This window comes from Streptomyces sp. E11-3 (genome assembly GCF_046540415.1).
Lineage (GTDB): Bacteria > Actinomycetota > Actinomycetes > Streptomycetales > Streptomycetaceae > Streptomyces.
In genome coordinates this window covers 3954462-3973858 of sequence record NZ_JAZGRL010000001.1, presented here as the reverse complement: position 1 = coordinate 3973858, position 19397 = coordinate 3954462, and the positions used below count along the sequence as shown (strand labels likewise).

Here is a 19397-nt window from a genome sequence, read left to right as displayed (position 1 = left end):
ACCGTGTCGTTGACCTGCTGAAATCGTTGCCCTTGTCGTGCGAGTTCTCGTGGTGACGGCGGGGTCGACCGGGGACGTCCTGCCCTATACGGGGCTCGGGGTGCGGCTGCTGGAAGCCGGCCACGAGGTGGCCCTCGCGACCCACGCGGGGTTCGAGGCCACCGTGCGTGCTCGCGGTCTTGACTTCCGCCCGCTGCCCGCGGACCCGCGCGCCGAACTGGCCTCGGCCACGGGTCAGCGGCTGGCCCGTGCGAGCACCGGGCCGCTGGCGCTGGCCCACCTCATGCGGATGGGGCGGGCGCTCATGCCCGAGCTGGGGCGCGGGGTGCTGGCCGCGGTGGAGCAGGGGGCGGATGTCGTGGTGCTGTCCACGCCTGTGGCGCGGCTCGGGCATCTGATCGCCGAGGGCCTGCGGCTGCCCAGCATGGGCGTGTACCTCCAGCCCTGGACCCCCACCGGGGAGTTCCCCCCTCCCTCCTTCGGCGGGGCCCGCTCGCTCGGCGGGGCGGGCAACCGGGTCGCCGCGCGGGCCGTCCTGGCGGCGACCGACCGCATGTACGCCTCCACGGCGCGCGAGTTGCGCGCCCGCCTCGGCCTGCCGAAGCGGGCCGACAGCAGCTCCCCGCGCCGGGAGAGCGGAGGCTGGCCGGTCCGCTACGCCTACAGCCCGACCGTGCTCCCGCGCCCCGCGGACTGGCGGCCCGAGGCACAGGTCGCCGGGTACCTGTGGCCCGCCCGGCCCCACGGCTGGCGCCCGGACCCGCTGCTGTCCGACTTCCTCGACGCGGGCCCGCCCCCGGTGTTCGTTGGTTTCGGCAGCGTCGTCGCCGCCGATCCCGAACGCCTGGCCCGTACCGCCGTGCGGGCGCTGCGAGCCGCGGGCGTACGCGGAGTCGTGCAGGCCGGGTGGAGCGCGCTGGCGGTCCAGGGGGATGACGTACTGACCGTGGGGGAGGTGCCGCACGACTGGCTGTTCCCGCGGATGGCGGCGCTCGTCCATGCCGCGGGCGCCGGGACGACCGCGGCCGGACTGCGCGCCGGGGTACCGGCCGTCCCGGTGCCGGTCCAGCTCGACCAGCCGTTCTGGGCCGCCCGGTTGACCGCGCTGGGCGTGAGCCCGGGACCGGTGCCTTTTCGGCAGCTGACCGCCGAGCGGCTCGCCTCGGCGGTGCGTCGGGCCGTCGAGGACCCCGTCTATCGGGTACGCGCGCGACGGGTCGCCGAGCGCATCGCCGCCGAGGACGGAGCCGGCCACGTGGTGGCGGCCGTGCGGCGCCTGGCACGCGACGGGCGCGACCACGCGGGCTAAGTGCCCGTACTCATGCGTCCGCGTCACCGGCCCCGGCAGGGTGGCGACAGCAGCGAATGCGCACAGTACGGCGCGTGATCCAGCCAAACCCCTGCGTCCCCCTGCGCTCAGTGGGCACACTCGCCAAGGATCGACAGGCTGTGTCCCACTCCCCTCACCTCTTGGAGCAAGCGGTGTCGCCGCAGGAATACCCCACGCCAGCTCCCAAGTCCGGCCGCACCGGGTGCCTGGTGGCGCTCGGAGTCGTCGGGGCCGTGATCGTCGGCCTCGTACTGCTGAACAACGGGGAGGATGACACGCCCGCCTCATCCTCGTCCTCGTCCCCGTCGTCATCGCCTTCCTTCTCCTTGTCGCAGTCGCAGTCGCCGTCGCCGTCGGTCAGTTCGCCGTACGACGACCCGTACGACTCCACCACCGACCCCGCCGCCGCTCCGTCGAGCGAGGCCCCCGACCCGTTCGACAAGGGCACCTGCCTCAACGGCACACTGCCGGACTCGACGACCGCGCAGAGCGTCAGCGGTGTCGAGGAGGTCTCCTGCTCGGCGTCCGACGCGCACTACCGGGTGATCCAGACGATCCCCCTGACCTCGGACCTGAGCCGCTGCAACAGCAACTCCCGCACTCAGTACGCGTTTTCCCACCGCTACACCCTCAACGGATCGACCATCAACGAGTACGTGTACTGCCTGGTCGGCATCGGCTCATACGCGCGCTGAGACCGGCCAGCGCCCGCAGCAGATGGGGGCGTCGGCGGTGCGGCCACCTCGTAGAACACAGCCGGGGAGGTGTGACAGGTCGCCGTGTCAGCCCTCGCCGATCTCGGCCAGCAGTTCGGCCCGGAGCTCCTGCGGCAGGTTCCGCCAGTCGATGTCGAGAAGTGCGCCTTCCATCGCCCACAGCAGGTTCCGGCTCAGCCCCGGCGTCCCCGCGCCCCGCAGCCGCCGGTACGCCTCGGCGGAGCCCGCGGCCTCCAGGTCGGCGACGGTGTGGATGCCGACGGCCGCGAGCATGCGGGCGCTGGCCGGTCCGAGGTTCCGCAGTTCCGTGATGCGCATGTCACCCAATCAACGTCGGTCGGCCCGGCAAACGCCCACACAGCCGCGTCGCGGCCGACCTTAGCGCCCGTACGCGGCGACGAGTTGGCCGACCAGCGTCGCGAAGGGCATGTCGAGGTCGGCGTAGACGTCCGCCGCCTTGGGGTGGGCGTTGTCGGCGAGGATCTCGACGACCAGGCTGGCGTAGTCGCTCACGATGACGCCCGCCTGCTGAAGCCGTAGCAGTCCCGTCTCCCGCTTGGTGGCGGAGAAGGTGCCGGAGGCGTCGACCGCGACGTAGGCGGTGTAGCCCGCGGCTGTCGCGGCGATCGCGGGGAGGGCCGCGCAGACCTCGAGCGAGACCCCGGCGATCAGGAGCTTGTCGCGTCCGGTCGCCTCGACGGCCCGGCGGACGCGGTCGTCGTGCCACGCGTTGACGGTGCTCCGGTCGATCACCTCAAGACCGTGCGGCAGTGCGGACCGCAGCTCGGGGACGAGAGGACCCCACATGCTGTCCGCCGCCGTCGTGGTGGCGACGATGGGGAGGTCCAGGCGCGCCGCCGCCCTGGTGAGACCGGCGACGTTGTGCTTGAGCTCGCCCACGTTCATGTCGCGGACGCCGGTGAACAGCCCGATCTGGTGATCCACCAGCAGGAGGGCGGTGTTGTCAGCGGTGAGGGTGTCGTGGAAGCGCTTCTGCATGATTCGTTCTCCCGTGTTCTGTGTGTTCTGTGTGTTCTGTGTGTTCTGTGTGTTGTGTGTGTTGTGTGTGTTGTCTTATGGGTTGGGTTGCGTACGTTGGCGGACGCGTCCCGCGATGAGAAGTGCGCCCAGCGCCGAGGCCGCGCCGATCAGGCCGGTGGTCGCCCACAGCACCCGCGCCCCCAGCGGGAGCAGCGTCGTACCGAGTACCGGGGCCAGGGCCGCACCCGCGGACCAGCTCATCCCGGAGAACCCGGCGTAGGTGCCCTGGAGTTCACGGGATGCCAGCGCGGCCACGATGGTGGGCAGGGTGCCCGCGACGACGATCTCGCCCGCGGTCCACACCGCCACCGTGAGCGCGAGCCCGCGGGCGTCGTGCACGAACGCGGTGAGGGCGAAGCCCGTCGCCACGACGGCGGTTCCCGCGGCGAGTACCCGCGTGGGGTCGTGCCGGGCCACCCACGGGCCGGTCAGCGGCTGTACGACGATGATCAGGACCCCGTTGAGTGCCATGGCTAGGCCGAAGTGCGCCCGGCTGATGCCCTGTTCGGCCATGGCCAGCGGAAGTGTGGTGAAGGCCTGGGCGTACAGCGCGCCGTACGCCGCCGTGATGGCGCAGACGGCGAGCATCAGCCGGTCCCGCAGCACCTTCCGCAGCCGCCCTCCGGGGAGGGAGCCGCCAACCGGGCGGGACTCGGGCACCGTCGTCCACACGACCGCGGCGAAGGCCACCGCGACGGCCGCGTTCACACCGAACATCGCGCGGGCGCCGTGGTCGGCGAGCCAGCCACCGGCCACCATCGCGACCGAGTAGCCGAGGTTCATGCCCCAGAAGAGCAGCCCGTACGCCCTTGGGCGCAGTGCGGGCGGTACGAGGTCGGCGACCATCGCCTGGGAGGCGGGCCGGTAGGACTCGATGGTGAGCCCGAGCAGGAACGCGGTCGCCGCCATCGCGCCGAACCCGCTCACCGCGCCGAGTACGACCATCGCGGCGGAAGTGGCGAGCATCCCGCCGGTGAGGGTCGCCCGGCGGCCGATTCGGTCGGCCAGCCACCCGGAGATGACCTGCGAGCACAGGGATCCGACACCGAAGGCGGTCATGACGGCCCCGGCCTGCGCGAGGGTGAAACCCTGGACCCGCACCAGGTACACGGACAGGAACGGCTGGACGATGGCGCCGGTGCGGTTGATGACGGTGCCGAGCCAGAGCATCCAGAAGGGACGCGGCAGGGTCGGCGGACCAGGGGCGGTCGCGGCGGGGCGGGACGTGAGGACGGCCATGCGGTCATGGTTGACCGGCGATCCGCCGACCCGTAAATGTTTCAGCTGTGACTGAATCCTCGAAGGCCGAGCCAAGCACCGAGCCGAGCGCCGAGCCGAGCGCCGAGCCAACTGGCAGGCCCTACGCCGAGTTCGACTTCACCTCGGCCGACCTGGCCCGCCTGAGGTTCGCCTTCTCCCCGGCCTCCGAGGCGGTGGCCAGCCTGCGCCTGCTCCAGGACCCCGGCCGCCACGCCCTGCACCTCCCGTGGATTCGCGCCGTACGCCCCCGGCTGGCCTCGCTCGACCTCCGGCTGCTGTGCGAACTGGCCCCGCTCGGCGCCTACATCGTCGACTTCCTGACCCCGCCGCCCACCAGCCCGCTGCCGGACATCACCGCCGAGCTGGAGCTGATCGCCGCGGCGGACGTGGACAGCGCGGTGTCCGAGGTGTCCCGGGTGCCGGGCGCCGACACCCCGGTCGTACGGGAGTTCCTCGCCGACCCGGCCGCGGGCGTCGCGCGCGTGGCCGACGAACTGCGCCGGTACTGGGACACCGCGCTGGCGCCCTTCTGGCCGCAGATCCGCGGCCTGTTCGACACGGAAGTGCTGCGCCGCTCCCGTCAGTTGACCCGTGACGGAGCGGGAGCGATGTTCAACGACCTCCACCCGAACATCACGTGGCACGACGGCCGCCTGCGCGTACGGACCCGTGCCTGGCGGCGCACCGGCCCGCTCGGCGGCGACGGAATGATCCTCATCCCCAGCGTCTTCCACTGGCCGGACACCACCGTGATGGCCGAGCCGTACCAGCCGAACCTGGTCTACCCCGTACCCGGCGTGGCCACCGTCTGGTCGCACGGCGTCGTCCCCACCCCCGACGCGCTCGACGCCCTGATCGGGAAGACCCGCGCCCGTATCCTCGTCACCCTCACCGAGGCGGCCACCACGACCATCCTGGCGCGGCGGCTCACCATGGCGCCCGGCGCGATCAGCCAGCACCTGAAGGTCCTGTGCGGGAGTGGCCTGGTCACCCGGCGCCGCAGCGGGCGCGAAGTGTTCTACGAGCGCTCCCAGTTGGGCGACTCCCTGAGCGCGGCCCCATAAGACGGGCCCGGGCTCGTAAGGCGGGCCCGGGCTCATAGGGCGTGCCCGGTCTGCGAGGTGGGCTCAGGCCGCCCGCAGCCGCTCGGTGATCGTGGCCAGCCGCTCGCCCTGGTAGCGGGCCGCCGCCAGGACGTCGTCCCCGACCGGGCCGCCCGCGCCGGAGGCGTGCGAGGTGCCGTACGGGTTGCCGCCGGCGGCGCCGACCAGGGGGCTGGTGAAGCCGGGCGGGACGATCAGCGAACCCCAGTGGTGCAGGGTGTTGTAGAGGGCCAGCAGAGTGGACTCGTTGCCGCCGTGCGCGTTGGCCGCGCTGGTGAAGCCGGTGGCGGGCTTGTCCGCGAAGACGCCCTGCTGCCACAGGCCGCTGGTCGTGTCGATGAACTGCTTCAGCTGGCTGGCGACGTTGCCGAAGCGGGTCGGGGTGCCGAAGGCGTAGGCGTCCGCCCAGGCCAGGTCGTCCAGGGTGGCCTCGTCGACCTCCTTGGTGGCCTCCACGTGCTCACGCCAGGCCGGTACGGAGTCGATGACCGCGGCCGGGGCGAGTTCCGCCACCCGTCGCAGCCGCACCTCGGCGCCCGCGTTCTCGGCGCCCTCGGCGACGGCCTGCGCCAGCTCGTGCACGTTTCCGGTGGCGGAGTAGTAGACAACCGCGATCTTGGCAGACATTTCGGGCCCCTTCCCAAGGCTGACGTAGAAGCGGATGGCTATCCGGTTCGACAGTGCCCAGTTAAACGGATAGCCATCCACTTGCGCAAGAGCTTCCTGGAGAAAAGTGGATAGCTATCCGATACGCTGCGGGTATGCCAGGTATCCCCGCCGACGAGCCCCGCCGCATCGACCTCCCCCTGGCCGGAGAGGCGCCCCCCGAGCGCGCCGACGCCGCCCGCAACCGGCACAGGATCCTCGACGCGGCGGCCGCGCTGGTCGCCGAGAAGGGCCCCGACGCGCTCACCATGAACGCGGTGGCGCACGCCAGCGGGATCGGGGTCGGCACGGTCTACCGACGGTTCGGCGACGTCGCCTCACTGCTGATCGCGCTCCTCGACGACCGCGAACGTCAGTTCCAGGAGGGGTTTCTAAGCGGGCCGCCGCCACTGGGCCCCGGCGCCCCGCCAGCCGAGCGGCTGCGCGCCTTCCTGCACCGGCTGGCCGACTACACCGACGAGCAGCAGGCGCTGCTGATGGCCGTGGAGTCCGCCGACCACAGCGCCCGGTTCAACAACAGCCCCTACGCGACGATCCACACCCATGTCGCGATGCTCGTCGCCCAGCTCCGCCCCGACGCCGACGCACAGGTCCTGGCCCACCTGCTGCTCGCCCCGTGCGCCCCCGTCCTGGTGCACCATCTGCGTCACCAGCGCGGCCTGTCCGCGGCCCGCCTCAAGAACGGCATCGACGAACTCCTCGGGCTGAGCGGCCTCAGCGGCGCCAGTGGCGTCAGCGGCGTCAGCGACCCCGGCTGACCGTCGACTTCGACGGCCGCCCCGCCAGGGTCACCGCACGCAGCACCCACTCCACCGGACCCATCCGGAAGCGCCTCAGCAGCCGCACACTCAGGGCGAGTTGCGCCGCGTACACCACGAGAGCTCCGCACACCGCCGCCGCGGCGCCGGCCTTCCCGTACAGACCGAACCCGTACCCGGTGAAGACGAGAGCCATCACCAGCGACTGCGTCAGGTAGTTGGTCAGGGACATCCGCCCGGCGCCCGCGAGGAGAGCGCCCAGCCCGGTGGTACGGGGGCCGCGCCCGGCGCGGGTGACCCAGAGCAGGAACCCGGCCCCGTACGCGGCACTCAGCGCCGGTGCCATGGCCATGCCGACGATCATCGCCGGAAACTCCCATACGGCCACCGGCAACGGCCCGACCGAACCCACCGCCATGAACAGCGCCCCCGGCACCCCGACGACCGCCCCCACCACACAGATCCGCCGCAGCCGCTCCGGGTGCTCGGCAGCACGGGCGAGCAACTCCCGCTTACCTGCGGCGAGTCCGACGAGGAAGGCGGCGACGACATACCCGCCGGTCAACACCGTCGCCAGCAGAATCTCCGCCCACTGCCCGACGTTGGCGCCGATCACGTCGGCCGCGCTGCCCCGGTACGCCTCCGTCAACTCGGCCGCCTCGGCCAGCAGCGCACTGTCCGGCTCGGGCCCGTCCAGCATCGCACCAAGTCCGATGAACAGCAGTACGGCGGTGGCCGTCAGGTAGATCCGGCGGGCGATCCGCCAGGCCTTCTCCGGCGACACCCGCCGGGCGGCCAGCAGAATCAGACCGAACAGTGCGTACGCCATCAGGATGTCGCCGGTGTAGAGCAGCGCGGCATGCAGCATCCCGAGCACCAACAGCCCGGCCAGCCGCCGCACCATCCGCGGCCCGAAGCGGGCACCGGCACGCTCGGCCGAGGTCATCTGGAGCGTGAAGCTGTACCCGAAGAGAAACGAGAACAGCAGATAGAACTTCGCCTGCGCGAAGGCCACGACCAACCAGGTGGCCACCGTGTCCGCACCACTGGCCCCGGGGTCGCCCAGCCCGCCGTAGTAAGGCCCGGCCATCGCCAGCACATTGACGACGAAGATTCCCCCGAGCGCGAACCCGCGCAACGCGTCGACCTCCAGGACGCGGGGCGTCACGCGGCCTGCCGGTTGGGGCGTGGCGTATGACGCGGTCCCTTGCTCCATGTGCGATCCCCGAGGTCCGTGCGGTCGTGTGGTCAAGCGGTCGTGTGGTCAAGCGGCCATGCGGTGAAGCGGTCGTGTGGTCAAGCGGCGCGGTCAAACGGCCAGAGACCGAGCCTGCCAGCCGACGGCGGCCACCTCGTCGCTCCACAGCAGGAGGCTCCGGCCGTCTCCTCGCTCCCCAGCAGGAGATCCGGGTCCTCCCCCAGGCCGCCGGTCGATATCCCTCGCTCCGGCGAGGCCCCCGCCACCGGCCAGCCGGGATACTGACACGGCCTCTGCCCCGAGGAGCCGCCGCATGGTCCCGCAGTTCCCGAAGTTTCCGCAGTTCCGTCAGTTCCCGCAGTTCCCGCGCCTCAGGGCGCGGCTCGTCGACCGGCTCCGTACGGCCAATCCGTACGCCGTCGACATCCCGCTCGCCGCCCTGGTGCTGCTCGCCGTCTCGCTCCAGTTCGTCCTCCCGGAGCGCGGCACCCGGATGGACTGGCTCGGCGTGTTGCTGGGCCTCGGCACCGTGCTGCCGCTGGTCTGGCGGCGGCGGGCGCCGTTCATCGCCGCCTGCGCGGTGTCCGGGTTCACCACGGCCATGGCGCTGCACGACCGCCCCGCGCCGGACGTGTCGTACGGCGGCATGGTGATGCTGTACACCCTGGCCGCGATCGCCCGGCCGTGGCAGCGGCGGATGATGCTGGTGGGCTGGCTCATCGGCACCACCTGGACGATGACGGTCAAGGAGGGCACGCAGCCGTTCGAGCACGCCTTCCATGTGCTGGTCCTCTTCTTCTCGTACGGACTCGGCGCGCTCAGCCGGGTCCAACGCGCCTACACCTCCGCCCTGGAGGACCGCGCCCGGCGCCTGGAACGGGAGAGGGCGAGCGAGACCGCGCGGGCCGTCGCCGAGGAGCGGTCCAGGATCGCGCGGGAGATGCACGACATCCTGGCGCACGCGGTCAGCCTGATGGTGGTCCAGGCGGAGGCCGGGCCGGTCGTCGTGCGCAGCGACCCGAAGCGCGCCGAGGCCGCGTTCGACGCGATCGCCGGGGCGGGGCGGGACGCGATGGTGCAGCTGCGGCGCATCCTGGGCGTGCTGCGGGAGGCGGAGGCACCGGGCGAGCGGGTGCCGCAGCCCACTCTGGACGCCGTGCCGGGCCTGCTGGCTCAGGTCGAACAGACCGGCCTGCGCGTGGAGTTGACGACCACTGGAGTGCCTCGGGCGCTACGTCCGGACACCGAGGTCTCGGCGTACCGCGTGATCCAGGAGGCGCTGACGAACGTGCTGAAGCACGCGGACACGGCCTCCCTGGTGCGGATTCACCTGGACTGGGGTGAGGGCGAGTTGGTGTTGTCCGTCCAGGACGACGGGGTGGCCGCCGCGGCCCCGCGCCCGCTGCACCCCCCGAACCGCCCAGGTCACGGACTGATCGGCATCCGGGAGCGCGCCGCGGCCGGCGGCGGTACCGCGGCGGCCGGACCAGGACCGGATGGAGGGTTCCGCGTCGTCGTACGGCTGCCCACGGCATCCTTGGAGCATGAGCATCCGGGTAGTGGTCGCCGATGACCAGGAGTTGGTGCGCAGCGGATTCTCCATGATCCTCGATGCGCAGTCGGATATCGAGGTGGTGTCGGAGGCGGGGGACGGGGCGGAGGCGGTGGCCGCCGTCCATCGGCACGCGCCCGACGTCCTCCTCCTGGACATCCGGATGCCGGGCATGGACGGCCTCGAAGCGGCGCGCCTGGTGTGCGCGCAGTCCAGTTGCCGGGTGGTCATGCTCACCACCTTCGACCTGGACGAATACGTCTACGACGCGCTGTACGCGGGGGCCAGCGGCTTCCTCCTCAAGGACGTCCGCCGAGACGACCTGGTGCACGCGGTACGGGTCGTGGCGGCGGGTGACTCGCTGCTCGCGCCCTCGGTGACCCGGCGCCTGGTCGCCGACCTCGTCAAGCGCCGCCGCACCGAGGCGGCCGCCGAGCCGGTGTCCGCGGCCACCCGCCTCGCGGTGCTCACCGCCCGCGAGGAGGAGACGCTGCGGCTGCTGGCCCGTGGGCTGACCAACGCGGAGATCGCGGCGTCCTTCACGGTGAGCGAGCACACGGTGAAGACCCATGTCAGCAATGTGCTGAGCAAGTTGGGGCTACGGGATCGGATACAGGCGGTGATCTGCGCGTATGAGGTGGGGTTGGTGACACCGGGCGAGGGCTGACGCCCGAGTGCAGGTGCGCTGTGGCGCGCGTCAGGGATTGCTCCCCCACCCCGCCGGGCTGAAATTCAGCCCGTCCGGCGTTTGAGGACCGGGGTCTGGGGCGACCCACACCCCCCGCTCAGGACTTGGTCAGCTCGAAGGACNCCCGCACGAGGGAGACCTAGCCCGCCCGACGGAGCCCCACAGACCGCGCGGACCGGCGATGCCCCCCGCACCCCCTCACCGCAACGCTGAGTGGCGACAACCCACCAGCCCCCGGAGGGACCCGTGCTAGCCGTACTCGCCCGGACGGCCACGCGCCGCCCACTCACCGTGATCTTCGCCTGGCTGCTGCTGATCGCCCTCGGCTTCGGCGTCGGCACGGGCGTATTCGGCCGCCTCTCGGACTCGGTCCCCGAGGTCAAGGCCACCGAGTCCGACCGCGCCGCCGAGCGCCTGGCCGACCTCGACCCGGCCGGGGAGTCCATCTCCGCGGTCATCGAGGGCGAAGTGGCCCGCGCCGACGTCGAAAGCGCCGTCGCCGACGTCCGCCGCATCCCCGGTGTCGCCGAAGTCCCCGACCCCTATACGACACCGGGCCTGGCCGCCGAGGACGGCCGCGCGCTGCTGATCCCGGTCACCCTCGACGGCGACCTCACCGACGACGCCGAGTCCGACGCCGTGAACGCGGCCGCCGACCGCATCCGTACGATCGACGCCGACCAGGTCGCGGTCAGCGGCGGGCCGCTGCTCGGCGAGCAGTTCGGCGAGCGGGCCCAGAAGGACGTCATGCAGGCCGAGTTGATCTCGCTGCCGGTCGTCCTGGTTCTGCTGCTCGTCATCTTCGGCGGGCTGCGGGCGGCGGGCCTGCCGCTGGTGATCGCGGTCACCGGCGTCGCCGGAGCCTTCGCCGCGCTGTTCGCCTTCAGCCTGGTGACCGACGTCTCCGTGTACGCCGTGCAGGTCACCACGATGCTCGGTCTCGGACTCGCGGTCGACTACGCCCTGTTGATGGTGGTCCGCTTCCGCGAGGAACGCGCCGGTACGGACGATGTCGCCGAGGCCGTCCACCGCACCGTCGCCCGCGCCGGACGCACCGTGCTCTTCTCCGGCGTCACGGTGGCGGTCAGCCTGGCCGGACTGCTCGTCTTCCCCAACACCTTCCTACGCAGCATGGGCCTGGCCGTGGCCGCGGTCGTGGTGGTCGACATGCTGGCCGCGCTGACCCTGCTGCCCGCGCTGCTCACGCGCTTCGGCAGCAAGATAGCCCCTTCCCGTACGAAGCCGAAGAAGTCCGAGTCGCCTGAGTCGTCCGAGTCGGGGGAACCCGGGCAGGTCTTCGCCCGGCTCGCCCGGATCTCCGCCGCCCGCCCCGTACTCGTCACGGTCACCGTGGTCGCGGGCCTGGTCGTCCTGGCCCTCCCCGCCCTCGGCATGAAGCTCGCGGTGGGCGACGCCCGTTCGCTGCCGACCAGCACCGAGGCCCGGCAGCTGTACGACGGCATGCAGGAGCACTACCCGACGGGTACCGGAGTCGACCCGGTGACCGTCCTCATCGCCAAGGACGCCGACCCGGCCCTCGCCGACCGCTTCAGCACGCTCCCCGGCGCGGCCTCGTCCGCCACCCGTACGCTCCCCGACGGCACCACTGTCCTCAGCCTGACCCCGACCGGCACGGTCGACGGACCGGCCGCGACCGGCCTGGTCGAGAAGGTGCGCGAACTCCGCGCCGACGAACCGGTCGAGGTGACCGGAGTCGCCGCCCGGCTGGTCGACTTCCGCTCCATGCTGGCCGCGGGCGCGCCCTGGGCCGCGGCGATCGTCCTCCTCGGCATCTTCGCCCTCCTCTTCGCCTTCACCGGCTCGGTCCTGATCCCGCTGCGCACGATCGTGACCACCCTGCTCAGCCTGGGCGCGGCACTGGGCATCGTGACCTGGGTCTTCCAGGACGGGCACCTGGCGGGCTGGCTCGGCGCGGAGGGCCTGGGCCAACTGAGCATCACCGCACCACCGTTGATCGTCGCGATCGCCTTCGGCCTGGCCATGGACTACGAACTGTTCATCCTGGCCCGGATGCGCGAATCCTGGCTGGACTCGGGTGATGCGCGCGAGTCGGTCGTCGTCGGCCTGCAGCGCTCGGGCCGGGTGGTCACCTGCGCGGCGCTGCTCCTCGCGGTCGTCTTCGCCGCGTTCATGACGGGCGGCTTCTCGCCGATCCTGCAGATCGGGCTCGGCCTGACGATGGCGATCCTCATCGACGCGACGGTGGTCCGGATGTTCCTGGTCCCGGCGATGATGACCCTGCTGGGCCACCGGGCGTGGTGGTCCCCGGCACCGCTGCGGCGCGTCCATGCGCGGTACGGCCTGCGGGAGGAGGCCCCGGAGCTGGTGAAGCGCTAGCTACGGCCGACGAGCACCGGCCGCCCACGAACCTCTCGTGGGCGGCCGTACGCCCTGTCGCCTCAGCCGCGCAGAACCCAGCCGCGCCGCATCAGGCCCCGGCCTCGGCCCCCGCCCCGGCGCCGCCCGGCGCGGGAATCGATTCCGTGTCGAAGGTCCCCTCCACGATCTGCCGCGCCAGGTCGGACATCCGCACCTGGCGGGACCGCGCGAAGCTCCTCAGTGCCCCGAACGCGTCGTCCACCGAGGCCCCCCACCGCTCCGCCAGCAGTCCCTTGACCTGCTCGATGACGACGCGGTTGTTGAGCGCGGCCTGCAACTGGCCGCGTTCCACATAGCTCTGCTCCAGCGTGCGCTGCTGGAGGATCGCGATGGTCGCGACATCGGCCAGCGCCTGGCCGAGCGCGAGTGCGTCCGGCGTGAGCCTGACGGTCTCGGTGTGGAAGAGGTTCAGCGCCCCCACCACCCGGTCGCGCAGCCGCAGCGGCAGCGCGTGCGTCAGCGCGAAGCCCGTCTCGCGGGACCGGGCCGCGAACACCGGCCAGCCCATCGTCGCGGCCGGGTTCGTCAGTTCGATGTTGGTACGCGGCGTTCCGGTGCGGTAGCACTCCACACACGGACCCTGCTCGTGCTGGAGCGCGAACAGCTCAAGCAGCCGGGTGTTCTCGTCCGATGCCGCGATGATCTGCAGCTCACCGTACTCGTCCGCGAGCATGATCCCGGCGGCCGAGACGTCGAGCAGCTCCACACAGCGGTTGGACAGCCGGTGCAGCAGGTCGATCACGTCGAAGTCGACGATCAGCGAGTCCGCCACCTCTACGAATACCTCTGCCAGTCGTTCCTCGCGGGCCATGTCGCTCATCCCCTCTCGCCTCTGGGCGCGAGTGGCCCGTTCCCATCGTCCTGGAATCTGAGGCGTCTGGCCACCACGTCTTCGGCGACCGCGCCGACCTCACGCTCACTGCCGTACGCGAAGGCCCGCAGCCGCAGCAGCGCCTCGGCCAGCGGTACGCCGAGCTGGGCGCTGACCATCCCGGTGGCCTGGTGGACGACGGCGCGGCGCAGGGTCTGACTGCTGTCCCCGCCACCGCCGCTCAGGAACAGCGCGGTCAGCGCGTGGGCGAGCACCAGGGCGTCATCCGTCTGCTGTCTGGTCAGCATCAGCGGTCTGGCCCGTACGGCCGTCATCACCCCGACCTGGATCGCCCCGACGGCCAGCGGAAAGCTGAACACCGCGCCGACCTTGATCCCGTCGAGCGCTGACCGCAGCGGCGGCCAGCGCATCTCGGCCAGCGCCTGGAAATCCGGTACCTGCACCACACCACCCGTGCGAATCGCGTCGGGCCCCGGCCCCACGCCCAACGTGAACTGCATGTCCTCGAACCGCGCGCTCATCAGACCCGAACACCACACCAGCTCGGTGCTCCCCCGCTCCAGCGTCAGTGACACGGCCAGCCCGTCGACGCGCAGCGCCTCCGCGCACGCGGCGGAGCGGTCGGCTCCGAGGCCGGTCGAGTCTCCGGCCACCGGACGCAGCACCCGCAGGACTTCCGCCATCCGGTTACTGACCACCAGTGCTCGCCCGCCTTCCGATCACCAGGGTCCACAGGGCTCCCGTGAGGAAGCTTCACGGTGCCTCTGCCATTCTCCCCTGCCAGGCGTCCGACACCGTGGCGTAGCGGGGGAACCGGGCCGTGAGTCCGGCGGCCCGCAGCAGCATCGTGATACCTCGGTGCCGGTAGACGACCCTGGTCCAGCCGCCCCGCTCGTGCGAGCGCCGGTGCGTGGCGCAGAGCACGGGCAGCGCGCTGCCGTCCATGAAGGTCACCGCACTGAGGTCCACTATCAGCGGAGCACCGCCCCACGGTCCGGCCGCAGCGCCGTCCAGGCTCGCGCCGAAGGCCACCGCCGTCACGAGATCGAGTTCGCCGTCGGCGCTGACCAGGCAGTATGCGATATGGGCCCCGGCTGGGCCCGCTGAGGCCACTGGGTCCAGGTGTACGGAGTAGTCGGTAGCCATCGGCCCCATCTCCTGAAGGTGGGCACTGCCTGTATCGGCCTGTGCGGAAGGAGGGGAACCGGGGTCACGGGCGCCGTAGCGGCAGGCTAGTCCGTTCGGGCCGTACCCGCACCAATCCTGGACATGTGCACGAATAACGTACACATGCACGTCACCGGGCATGGCGCGATCATCGAGACATGAGCACATCCAGCACCAAGCGCACCATCCACCTCGCCCAGCAGCCCGAAGCCGACGAGCTGCTCGGCCGCAGTCCGCTGGCCGCCCTGGTCGGCATGCTGCTCGACCAGCAGGTTCCGATGGAGTGGGCGTTCGCGGGTCCGTACACCATCGCCCAGCGGCTGGGCGCCGACGACCTCGACGCGCACGAGATCGCGGCGTACGACCCCGACGCCTTCGCCGAACTCCTCTCCACCAAACCGGCCGTCCACCGCTACCCCGGCTCGATGGCCAAGCGCGTCCAGCAGCTCTGCCAGTTCCTGGTCCACGAGTACGACGGCGACCCCGAGGCCGTCTGGCGGGACGTCGCCACCGGCAAGGAACTGCTGACCCGCCTCAAGGCCCTGCCCGGCTACGGCGACCAGAAGGCCAAGATCTTCCTGGCCCTGCTCGGCAAGCAGTACGGCGTACGCCCGAAGGGCTGGCGGGAGGCCGCGGGGGCGTACGGCGAGCAGGGCTCGTACCGCTCGGCGGCGGACATCACAGGCCCGCAGACGCTGGCGAAGGTCCGCGCGTACAAGCAGGAGATGAAGGCGGCGGCCAAGGCGGCGAAGGCCGCGAAGTAGTCACGGGGGAAGTAGTCACTTGGCGGTGTGCGTCTCCGCCCACACCGTCTTGCGGGGCGCCGGGCCCTCCGTGACACCCCACCGCTCCGCAAGCGCGGCCACCAGCAGCAGGCCGCGCCCCGACTCCTCGTCAGCGGGCGGGGGTTGGGCGGCGGGCTCGCGCACCGGACGGTCGTGCCGGGTGTCGGTGACCTCGATGCGGAGTACGCCGTCCTCGCGCAGCGTCAGGCGCAGCTCGAAGCCGCGGCCCGCCACGCGCGCGTGGAGCACGGCGTTCGACGCGAGTTCGGCGACCAGGGCGGCGGCCGTGTCGGACAGTTCGCTGTCGTACGGGATGCCCCAGGCGTCGAGCTGGTGGAGCGCGAGCAGCCGGGCCAGGCGGGCGCCGCGACGGGTCGCGGAGAAGCACTGACGGAACGTGAACACGGCTGTGGCGGCGATTTCGGTACGCATGAGGCCCACGTTCGCGGGACGGTCGGGCGTGTCACCAGGAGCGGGCCGCGTACGGAGCGCCACCGTACGCGCACGCGTTGTAGACAGTACCGCCGATGTGCCGTAACCCTGGGTGAGTTGATCGCGGGGAGATCCAACCCACCGGGAGGTGGCCGCGTTATGGCATGGGAGCACGAGGAACCAGAGTCCTCGGACAGCCTGAAGACCTTCGGCGCGGTGGTACAGGCCCTGCGCGAACACGCCGGAATCAGCCGGGAGGACTTCGGCGAGCTGGTCCGGTTCTCGAAACACACGGTGGCGTCCATCGAGTTGGGGCGCCGGATGCCGGACGACTCGTTCGTGGAGCTGGCGGAGCCAGCGCTCGGCAACACGGGGGCGCTGCGGAAGGCGCTGAAACACCTGGCGCGGCAGCCGGGGTTGGCGGCCTGGTTCCGGCTGTGGGCGAAGCTGGAGCAGACGGCGCTGGCCCTCTACACGTACGAATGCCGTCTGATTCCGGGCTTGTTGCAGACGCCCGCGTACGCGCGGACGTTGTTCGCCAACCAGTTGCCGCCGCTGGGGGACGAGCAGATCGAGGCGCAGTTGGCGGCTCGGTTGGAGCGGCAACGGCTGTTGCGGGAGCGGCCGAACACCGCGTACAGCTTCATCCTGGAGGAGCATCTGTTCCTGCGGCGGACGGGTGGCGTGGAGGTGACTCGGGAGCTGATCGACCACGTGCTCGACGTCGCCACCATCCGGAACGTCAGGATTCAGGTGATGCCGCAGGTGCGGGAGGGCCATGCCGGGCTGGACGGCCCAATGCAGCTCCTGGAGACCCCGGAGAATAGGTGGCACGCCTACTGCGAGGGGCAGCGGAGCGGCCTGTTGATCTCCGATCCGAAAGAAATCAGCGTGCTCCAGATGCGGTATGCCACCATGCGCTCACAGGCTCTCGCTCTCGAAGACTCCGTGAGCCTGTTGCAGCGGATGCGAGGAGCACTATGAGCGCCACCACGGAACTGGCCTGGTTCAAGAGCAGCTACAGCAGCAGCGGCGACGGCGACTGCGTGGAAGTCGCCCTCTCCTGGCACAAGTCCAGCTACAGCAGCGGGGGTGACGGCGACTGCGTAGAAGTCGCCACCTGCCCCACCACCATCCACGTCCGCGACTCCAAGGACAAGCAGGGCCCCCAGCTCGCCCTCACTGCACTCGCCTGGGAGGAGTTCGTCACCTACGCACGTTCTTGACGCCGAAGCGTTCGCCGCCGATCCAACCGGAGGATCTGGCTCCACTGGCCCACATGGCAGGAACATGATGGGCCAATCCGGCGAAATCGAACACGAGTTGCGGGAACCTCTTCTCCCCAGGCCCTGAGATCGCTACCGTCCCTCCCACCTCATTCGCCTGACCTGGGGAAGGACTTCTGTGAGCGCATCACCCCGTTCGCGCAGAACCGTGGCGGCTCTTGCCGCCGCCGCCCTCGCCACCCCGCTTCTGCTGGCCGCCTCCGGCCCGGTCGCCGCCGCCGATCGCGGCCACGACAGGCCGGCCCACGACGCCAAGAAGCTCGCCCACCAGCTGGTCAAGCGGTCGTCGGCCGACGGCGCGTACCGGCACCTGGAGAAGTTCCAGGAGATAGCGGACGCCAACGGCGGGCACCGCGGGGCCGGTTCGCCCGGGCATGACGCCTCGGCCGAGTACGTCTACAAGCTGCTCAAGAAGGCCGGCTACAAGGTCTCGTACGACACCTTCGACTTCACGTACATCGAGACGCTCGCCGAGTCGATGTCCGTCGTGTCGCCCGAGCAGCGCGACGTCGACATCTTCGCGATGTCGTACACCAAGTCCACGCCGGAGGGCGGGATCGAGGCCGAGGTCGCGGCCGTCCCGGTCGACGAGGACGGCACGACCGGCTGCGAGGCCGATGACTTCGCGTCCGGCACGTACACCGACAAGATCGCGCTGATCAAGCGCGGTGGCTGCACCTTCGCGCAGAAGCAGGAGATGGCGGCGGACGCGGGCGCCGTCGCCGCCGTCATCTACAACAACGGCGAGGGCAACCTCAACGGCACCCTCGGCGGCCCCGACGCCGGGAAGATCCCGACCGGTGGCATCACGCTGGCCGAGGGCGAGGCGCTGGCCGCCGACGTCGAGGCGGGCGGGGCCACGGTCAGCCTGGAGATCCGCCAGCTCCAGGAGGAGCGGGAGACCAGCAACGTCATCGCGGAGACGCCCGGCGGCGACGCCGACAACACCGTGATGCTCGGCGCGCACCTGGACTCGGTCACGGCGGGCCCCGGCATCAACGACAACGGCTCGGGCTCGGCCGGCATCCTCGACGTCGCGCTCAAGCTCGCGGACCGGACCAAGATGGGGAAGAAGGGCTACGGCCACCACAAGAAGGCGCCGCGCAACAAGGTCCGCTTCGCCTGGTGGTCGGCCGAGGAGCTCGGTCTGCTCGGCGCCGAGCACTACGTCGGGAGCCGCACCGAGAAGCAGCTGTCGGAGATCAAGGCGTATCTGAACTTCGACATGATCGCCTCGCCGAACTACGGCCTGTTCGTGTACGACGGCGACGACTCGGACGGCGTGGGCGCGGGCCCGGGGCCTGAGGGCTCGGCCCAGCTTGAGCGCGGCATCACGGACTTCATGGACAAGAAGAACATCCCGCACGAGGGCACGGACTTCACCGGGCGCTCCGACTACGGCCCGTTCATCGAGGTCGGCATCCCCTCGGGCGGCACCTTCACCGGCGCCGAGGGCGTCAAGACCGAGGCGCAGGCGGAGAAGTTCGGCGGCGAGGCGGGTGTCGCGTACGACTCCTGCTACCACGCCGAGTGCGACGACCTGAAGAACATCGACATGAAGGCCCTCGACGTCAACATCGACGTCATCGCCAACGCGGTCGGCCACTACGCCCACGACCTGCGCCCGCTCAGCGAGCCGGTCGACTTCGTCCCCACCGAGGGTGACGCGGGCAGCGGCGGCGGTCTGCACGAGGACCACGGCCACGAGCCCGTGACGGAGTAGGCAGAGTAGGCAGAGCAGGCACACCGGTAGAACAGGCGGAACAGGCGGAAGACACTCGATAGGTGGACCTTCCATGACTTTGCCCGGCCCTTTACAAGGGGCCGGGCAGAGTTGTACGACTCCGAGGCTGCGCCCAGGGGCAGTTGCCCGGTAGGCTTTCCGTGTGATCTTCAAGCGCATCGGAAACGGCCGGCCGTACCCCGACCATGGCCGGGAAAGCACCCGCCAGTGGGCGGATGTCGCACCGCGCCCGGTCCGCCTCGATCAGCTCGTCACGACGAAGCAGCAGCTGGACCTTGAGACGCTGCTCGCCGAGGACTCGACGTTCTACGGCGACCTCTTCGCCCATGTCGTGAAATGGCAGGGCGACCTCTATCTGGAGGACGGCCTGCACCGCGCCGTGCGCGCCGCGCTCCAGCAGCGCCAGGTACTGCACGCACGCGTGCTTGAGCTGGGATAA

Annotated in this window: 21 protein-coding genes; 12 read left to right on the top strand and 9 right to left on the bottom strand. The window is 71.0% G+C overall.

Annotated elements, in window-relative coordinates:
* Positions 1–37 precede the first annotated feature (37 nt).
* Both U9R90_RS18380 and U9R90_RS18375 read left to right on the top strand, forming a co-directional pair.
* Positions 38–1309 (top strand): glycosyltransferase, encoded by a 1272-nt coding sequence (locus tag U9R90_RS18380; protein WP_411057536.1) that lies wholly within the window; start codon positions 38–40, stop codon positions 1307–1309.
* Positions 1310–1482: 173 nt separating this feature from the next.
* Complete coding sequence (locus tag U9R90_RS18375) at positions 1483–2025, top strand: hypothetical protein (RefSeq protein ID WP_411057535.1); 543 nt, start codon at positions 1483–1485, stop codon at positions 2023–2025.
* An 87-nt stretch (positions 2026–2112) separates the two neighbouring features.
* Here the strand turns inward: U9R90_RS18375 and U9R90_RS18370 are convergent, their stop codons facing one another.
* The 3 genes from U9R90_RS18370 to U9R90_RS18360 form a co-directional block, all read right to left on the bottom strand.
* Positions 2113–2364, bottom strand: a complete 252-nt coding sequence (locus tag U9R90_RS18370) for a TfoX/Sxy family protein (protein WP_411057534.1) — start codon at positions 2362–2364, stop codon at positions 2113–2115.
* A 60-nt stretch (positions 2365–2424) separates the two neighbouring features.
* A complete protein-coding gene (locus U9R90_RS18365; protein ID WP_411057533.1) occupies positions 2425–3045 on the bottom strand; it encodes an isochorismatase family protein in 621 nt (206 codons plus the stop codon).
* A gap of 75 nt (positions 3046–3120) precedes the next feature.
* A complete protein-coding gene (locus tag U9R90_RS18360) occupies positions 3121–4326 on the bottom strand; it encodes an MFS transporter (protein WP_411057532.1) in 1206 nt (401 codons plus the stop codon).
* 47 nt (positions 4327–4373) lie between these two features.
* Here U9R90_RS18360 and U9R90_RS18355 point away from each other — a divergent pair, with 47 nt between their 5' ends.
* Positions 4374–5411: a DUF5937 family protein gene (locus U9R90_RS18355; RefSeq protein ID WP_411057531.1), complete on the top strand. Its 1038-nt coding sequence runs from the start codon at positions 4374–4376 to the stop codon at positions 5409–5411.
* Between the two features lie 63 nt (positions 5412–5474).
* On the opposite strand, the gene wrbA is transcribed toward U9R90_RS18355, so the two are convergent.
* On the bottom strand, positions 5475–6077 hold the full coding sequence (gene wrbA, locus U9R90_RS18350; protein WP_411057530.1) for an NAD(P)H:quinone oxidoreductase: 603 nt from the start codon (positions 6075–6077) through the stop codon (positions 5475–5477).
* Positions 6078–6211: 134 nt separating this feature from the next.
* Between wrbA and U9R90_RS18345 the strand changes: the two genes are divergently transcribed.
* Positions 6212–6874: a TetR/AcrR family transcriptional regulator gene (locus U9R90_RS18345; RefSeq protein WP_411057529.1), complete on the top strand. Its 663-nt coding sequence runs from the start codon at positions 6212–6214 to the stop codon at positions 6872–6874.
* Here U9R90_RS18345 and U9R90_RS18340 read toward each other — a convergent pair.
* Positions 6858–8090, bottom strand: a complete 1233-nt coding sequence (locus tag U9R90_RS18340; RefSeq protein ID WP_411057528.1) for a DUF418 domain-containing protein — start codon at positions 8088–8090, stop codon at positions 6858–6860. The genes U9R90_RS18345 and U9R90_RS18340 overlap by 17 nt on opposite strands.
* Positions 8091–8385: 295 nt before the next feature.
* On the opposite strand from U9R90_RS18340, the gene U9R90_RS18335 reads away from it, so the two are divergent.
* The 3 genes from U9R90_RS18335 (at position 8386) to U9R90_RS18325 (ending at position 12670) form a co-directional block, all read left to right on the top strand.
* A complete protein-coding gene (locus U9R90_RS18335) occupies positions 8386–9645 on the top strand; it encodes a sensor histidine kinase (RefSeq protein WP_411057527.1) in 1260 nt (419 codons plus the stop codon).
* Positions 9617–10291 (top strand): response regulator, encoded by a 675-nt coding sequence (locus tag U9R90_RS18330; RefSeq protein ID WP_411057526.1) that lies wholly within the window; start codon positions 9617–9619, stop codon positions 10289–10291. Before U9R90_RS18335 ends, U9R90_RS18330 begins: the two co-directional genes overlap by 29 nt.
* 267 nt (positions 10292–10558) lie before the next feature.
* The gene (locus U9R90_RS18325; protein ID WP_411057525.1) at positions 10559–12670 is read left to right on the top strand and encodes an MMPL family transporter; all 2112 of its coding nucleotides are present in this window, start codon (positions 10559–10561) and stop codon (positions 12668–12670) included.
* A gap of 91 nt (positions 12671–12761) precedes the next feature.
* Here U9R90_RS18325 and U9R90_RS18320 read toward each other — a convergent pair whose 3' ends face one another.
* The 3 genes from U9R90_RS18320 to U9R90_RS18310 form a co-directional block, all read right to left on the bottom strand.
* Positions 12762–13532 (bottom strand): GAF and ANTAR domain-containing protein, encoded by a 771-nt coding sequence (locus U9R90_RS18320; protein ID WP_411057524.1) that lies wholly within the window; start codon positions 13530–13532, stop codon positions 12762–12764.
* Positions 13529–14227: an ANTAR domain-containing protein gene (locus U9R90_RS18315; protein ID WP_411057523.1), complete on the bottom strand. Its 699-nt coding sequence runs from the start codon at positions 14225–14227 to the stop codon at positions 13529–13531. The genes U9R90_RS18320 and U9R90_RS18315 overlap by 4 nt, the downstream gene beginning before the upstream one ends.
* A 70-nt stretch (positions 14228–14297) precedes the next feature.
* Positions 14298–14690, bottom strand: a complete 393-nt coding sequence (locus tag U9R90_RS18310) for an STAS domain-containing protein (protein WP_411057522.1) — start codon at positions 14688–14690, stop codon at positions 14298–14300.
* A 179-nt stretch (positions 14691–14869) separates the two neighbouring features.
* Here U9R90_RS18310 and U9R90_RS18305 point away from each other — a divergent pair, with 179 nt between their 5' ends.
* On the top strand, positions 14870–15475 hold the full coding sequence (locus U9R90_RS18305) for an HhH-GPD-type base excision DNA repair protein (protein ID WP_411057521.1): 606 nt from the start codon (positions 14870–14872) through the stop codon (positions 15473–15475).
* 15 nt (positions 15476–15490) lie between these two features.
* Here the strand turns inward: U9R90_RS18305 and U9R90_RS18300 are convergent, their stop codons facing one another.
* Positions 15491–15928: an ATP-binding protein gene (locus tag U9R90_RS18300; RefSeq protein WP_411057520.1), complete on the bottom strand. Its 438-nt coding sequence runs from the start codon at positions 15926–15928 to the stop codon at positions 15491–15493.
* 159 nt (positions 15929–16087) lie between these two features.
* Here U9R90_RS18300 and U9R90_RS18295 point away from each other — a divergent pair, with 159 nt between their 5' ends.
* From U9R90_RS18295 to U9R90_RS18280, 4 genes are all read left to right on the top strand, one after another.
* Positions 16088–16912 carry a helix-turn-helix domain-containing protein gene (locus U9R90_RS18295; protein ID WP_411057519.1) on the top strand — a complete coding sequence of 275 codons (825 nt, stop codon included), beginning with the start codon at positions 16088–16090 and terminating at the stop codon, positions 16910–16912.
* Complete coding sequence (locus U9R90_RS18290) at positions 16909–17154, top strand: DUF397 domain-containing protein (protein WP_411057518.1); 246 nt, start codon at positions 16909–16911, stop codon at positions 17152–17154. The genes U9R90_RS18295 and U9R90_RS18290 overlap by 4 nt, the downstream gene beginning before the upstream one ends.
* Before the next feature lie 208 nt (positions 17155–17362).
* A complete protein-coding gene (locus U9R90_RS18285) occupies positions 17363–18937 on the top strand; it encodes a M28 family metallopeptidase (RefSeq protein WP_411057781.1) in 1575 nt (524 codons plus the stop codon).
* Positions 18938–19100: 163 nt separating this feature from the next.
* Positions 19101–19397, top strand: a complete 297-nt coding sequence (locus tag U9R90_RS18280) for a type II toxin-antitoxin system VapB family antitoxin (protein WP_003986294.1) — start codon at positions 19101–19103, stop codon at positions 19395–19397.

What these genes read in the sequence shown, in the direction of transcription:
- wrbA (WP_411057530.1), bottom strand. Translation starts at nt 6,077, where the DNA reads ATGTCTGCCAAGATCGCGGTTGTCTACTACTCCGCCACCGGAAACGTG.
- U9R90_RS18360 (WP_411057532.1), bottom strand. Translation starts at nt 4,326, where the DNA reads ATGGCCGTCCTCACGTCCCGCCCCGCCGCGACCGCCCCTGGTCCGCCG.
- U9R90_RS18365 (WP_411057533.1), bottom strand. Translation starts at nt 3,045, where the DNA reads ATGCAGAAGCGCTTCCACGACACCCTCACCGCTGACAACACCGCCCTC.
- U9R90_RS18345 (WP_411057529.1), top strand. Translation starts at nt 6,212, where the DNA reads ATGCCAGGTATCCCCGCCGACGAGCCCCGCCGCATCGACCTCCCCCTG.
- U9R90_RS18370 (WP_411057534.1), bottom strand. Translation starts at nt 2,364, where the DNA reads ATGCGCATCACGGAACTGCGGAACCTCGGACCGGCCAGCGCCCGCATG.
- U9R90_RS18320 (WP_411057524.1), bottom strand. Translation starts at nt 13,532, where the DNA reads ATGAGCGACATGGCCCGCGAGGAACGACTGGCAGAGGTATTCGTAGAG.
- U9R90_RS18315 (WP_411057523.1), bottom strand. Translation starts at nt 14,227, where the DNA reads ATGGCGGAAGTCCTGCGGGTGCTGCGTCCGGTGGCCGGAGACTCGACC.
- U9R90_RS18305 (WP_411057521.1), top strand. Translation starts at nt 14,870, where the DNA reads ATGAGCACATCCAGCACCAAGCGCACCATCCACCTCGCCCAGCAGCCC.
- U9R90_RS18340 (WP_411057528.1), bottom strand. Translation starts at nt 8,090, where the DNA reads ATGGAGCAAGGGACCGCGTCATACGCCACGCCCCAACCGGCAGGCCGC.
- U9R90_RS18330 (WP_411057526.1), top strand. Translation starts at nt 9,617, where the DNA reads ATGAGCATCCGGGTAGTGGTCGCCGATGACCAGGAGTTGGTGCGCAGC.
- U9R90_RS18300 (WP_411057520.1), bottom strand. Translation starts at nt 15,928, where the DNA reads ATGCGTACCGAAATCGCCGCCACAGCCGTGTTCACGTTCCGTCAGTGC.
- U9R90_RS18295 (WP_411057519.1), top strand. Translation starts at nt 16,088, where the DNA reads ATGGCATGGGAGCACGAGGAACCAGAGTCCTCGGACAGCCTGAAGACC.
- U9R90_RS18310 (WP_411057522.1), bottom strand. Translation starts at nt 14,690, where the DNA reads ATGGCTACCGACTACTCCGTACACCTGGACCCAGTGGCCTCAGCGGGC.
- U9R90_RS18290 (WP_411057518.1), top strand. Translation starts at nt 16,909, where the DNA reads ATGAGCGCCACCACGGAACTGGCCTGGTTCAAGAGCAGCTACAGCAGC.
- U9R90_RS18335 (WP_411057527.1), top strand. Translation starts at nt 8,386, where the DNA reads ATGGTCCCGCAGTTCCCGAAGTTTCCGCAGTTCCGTCAGTTCCCGCAG.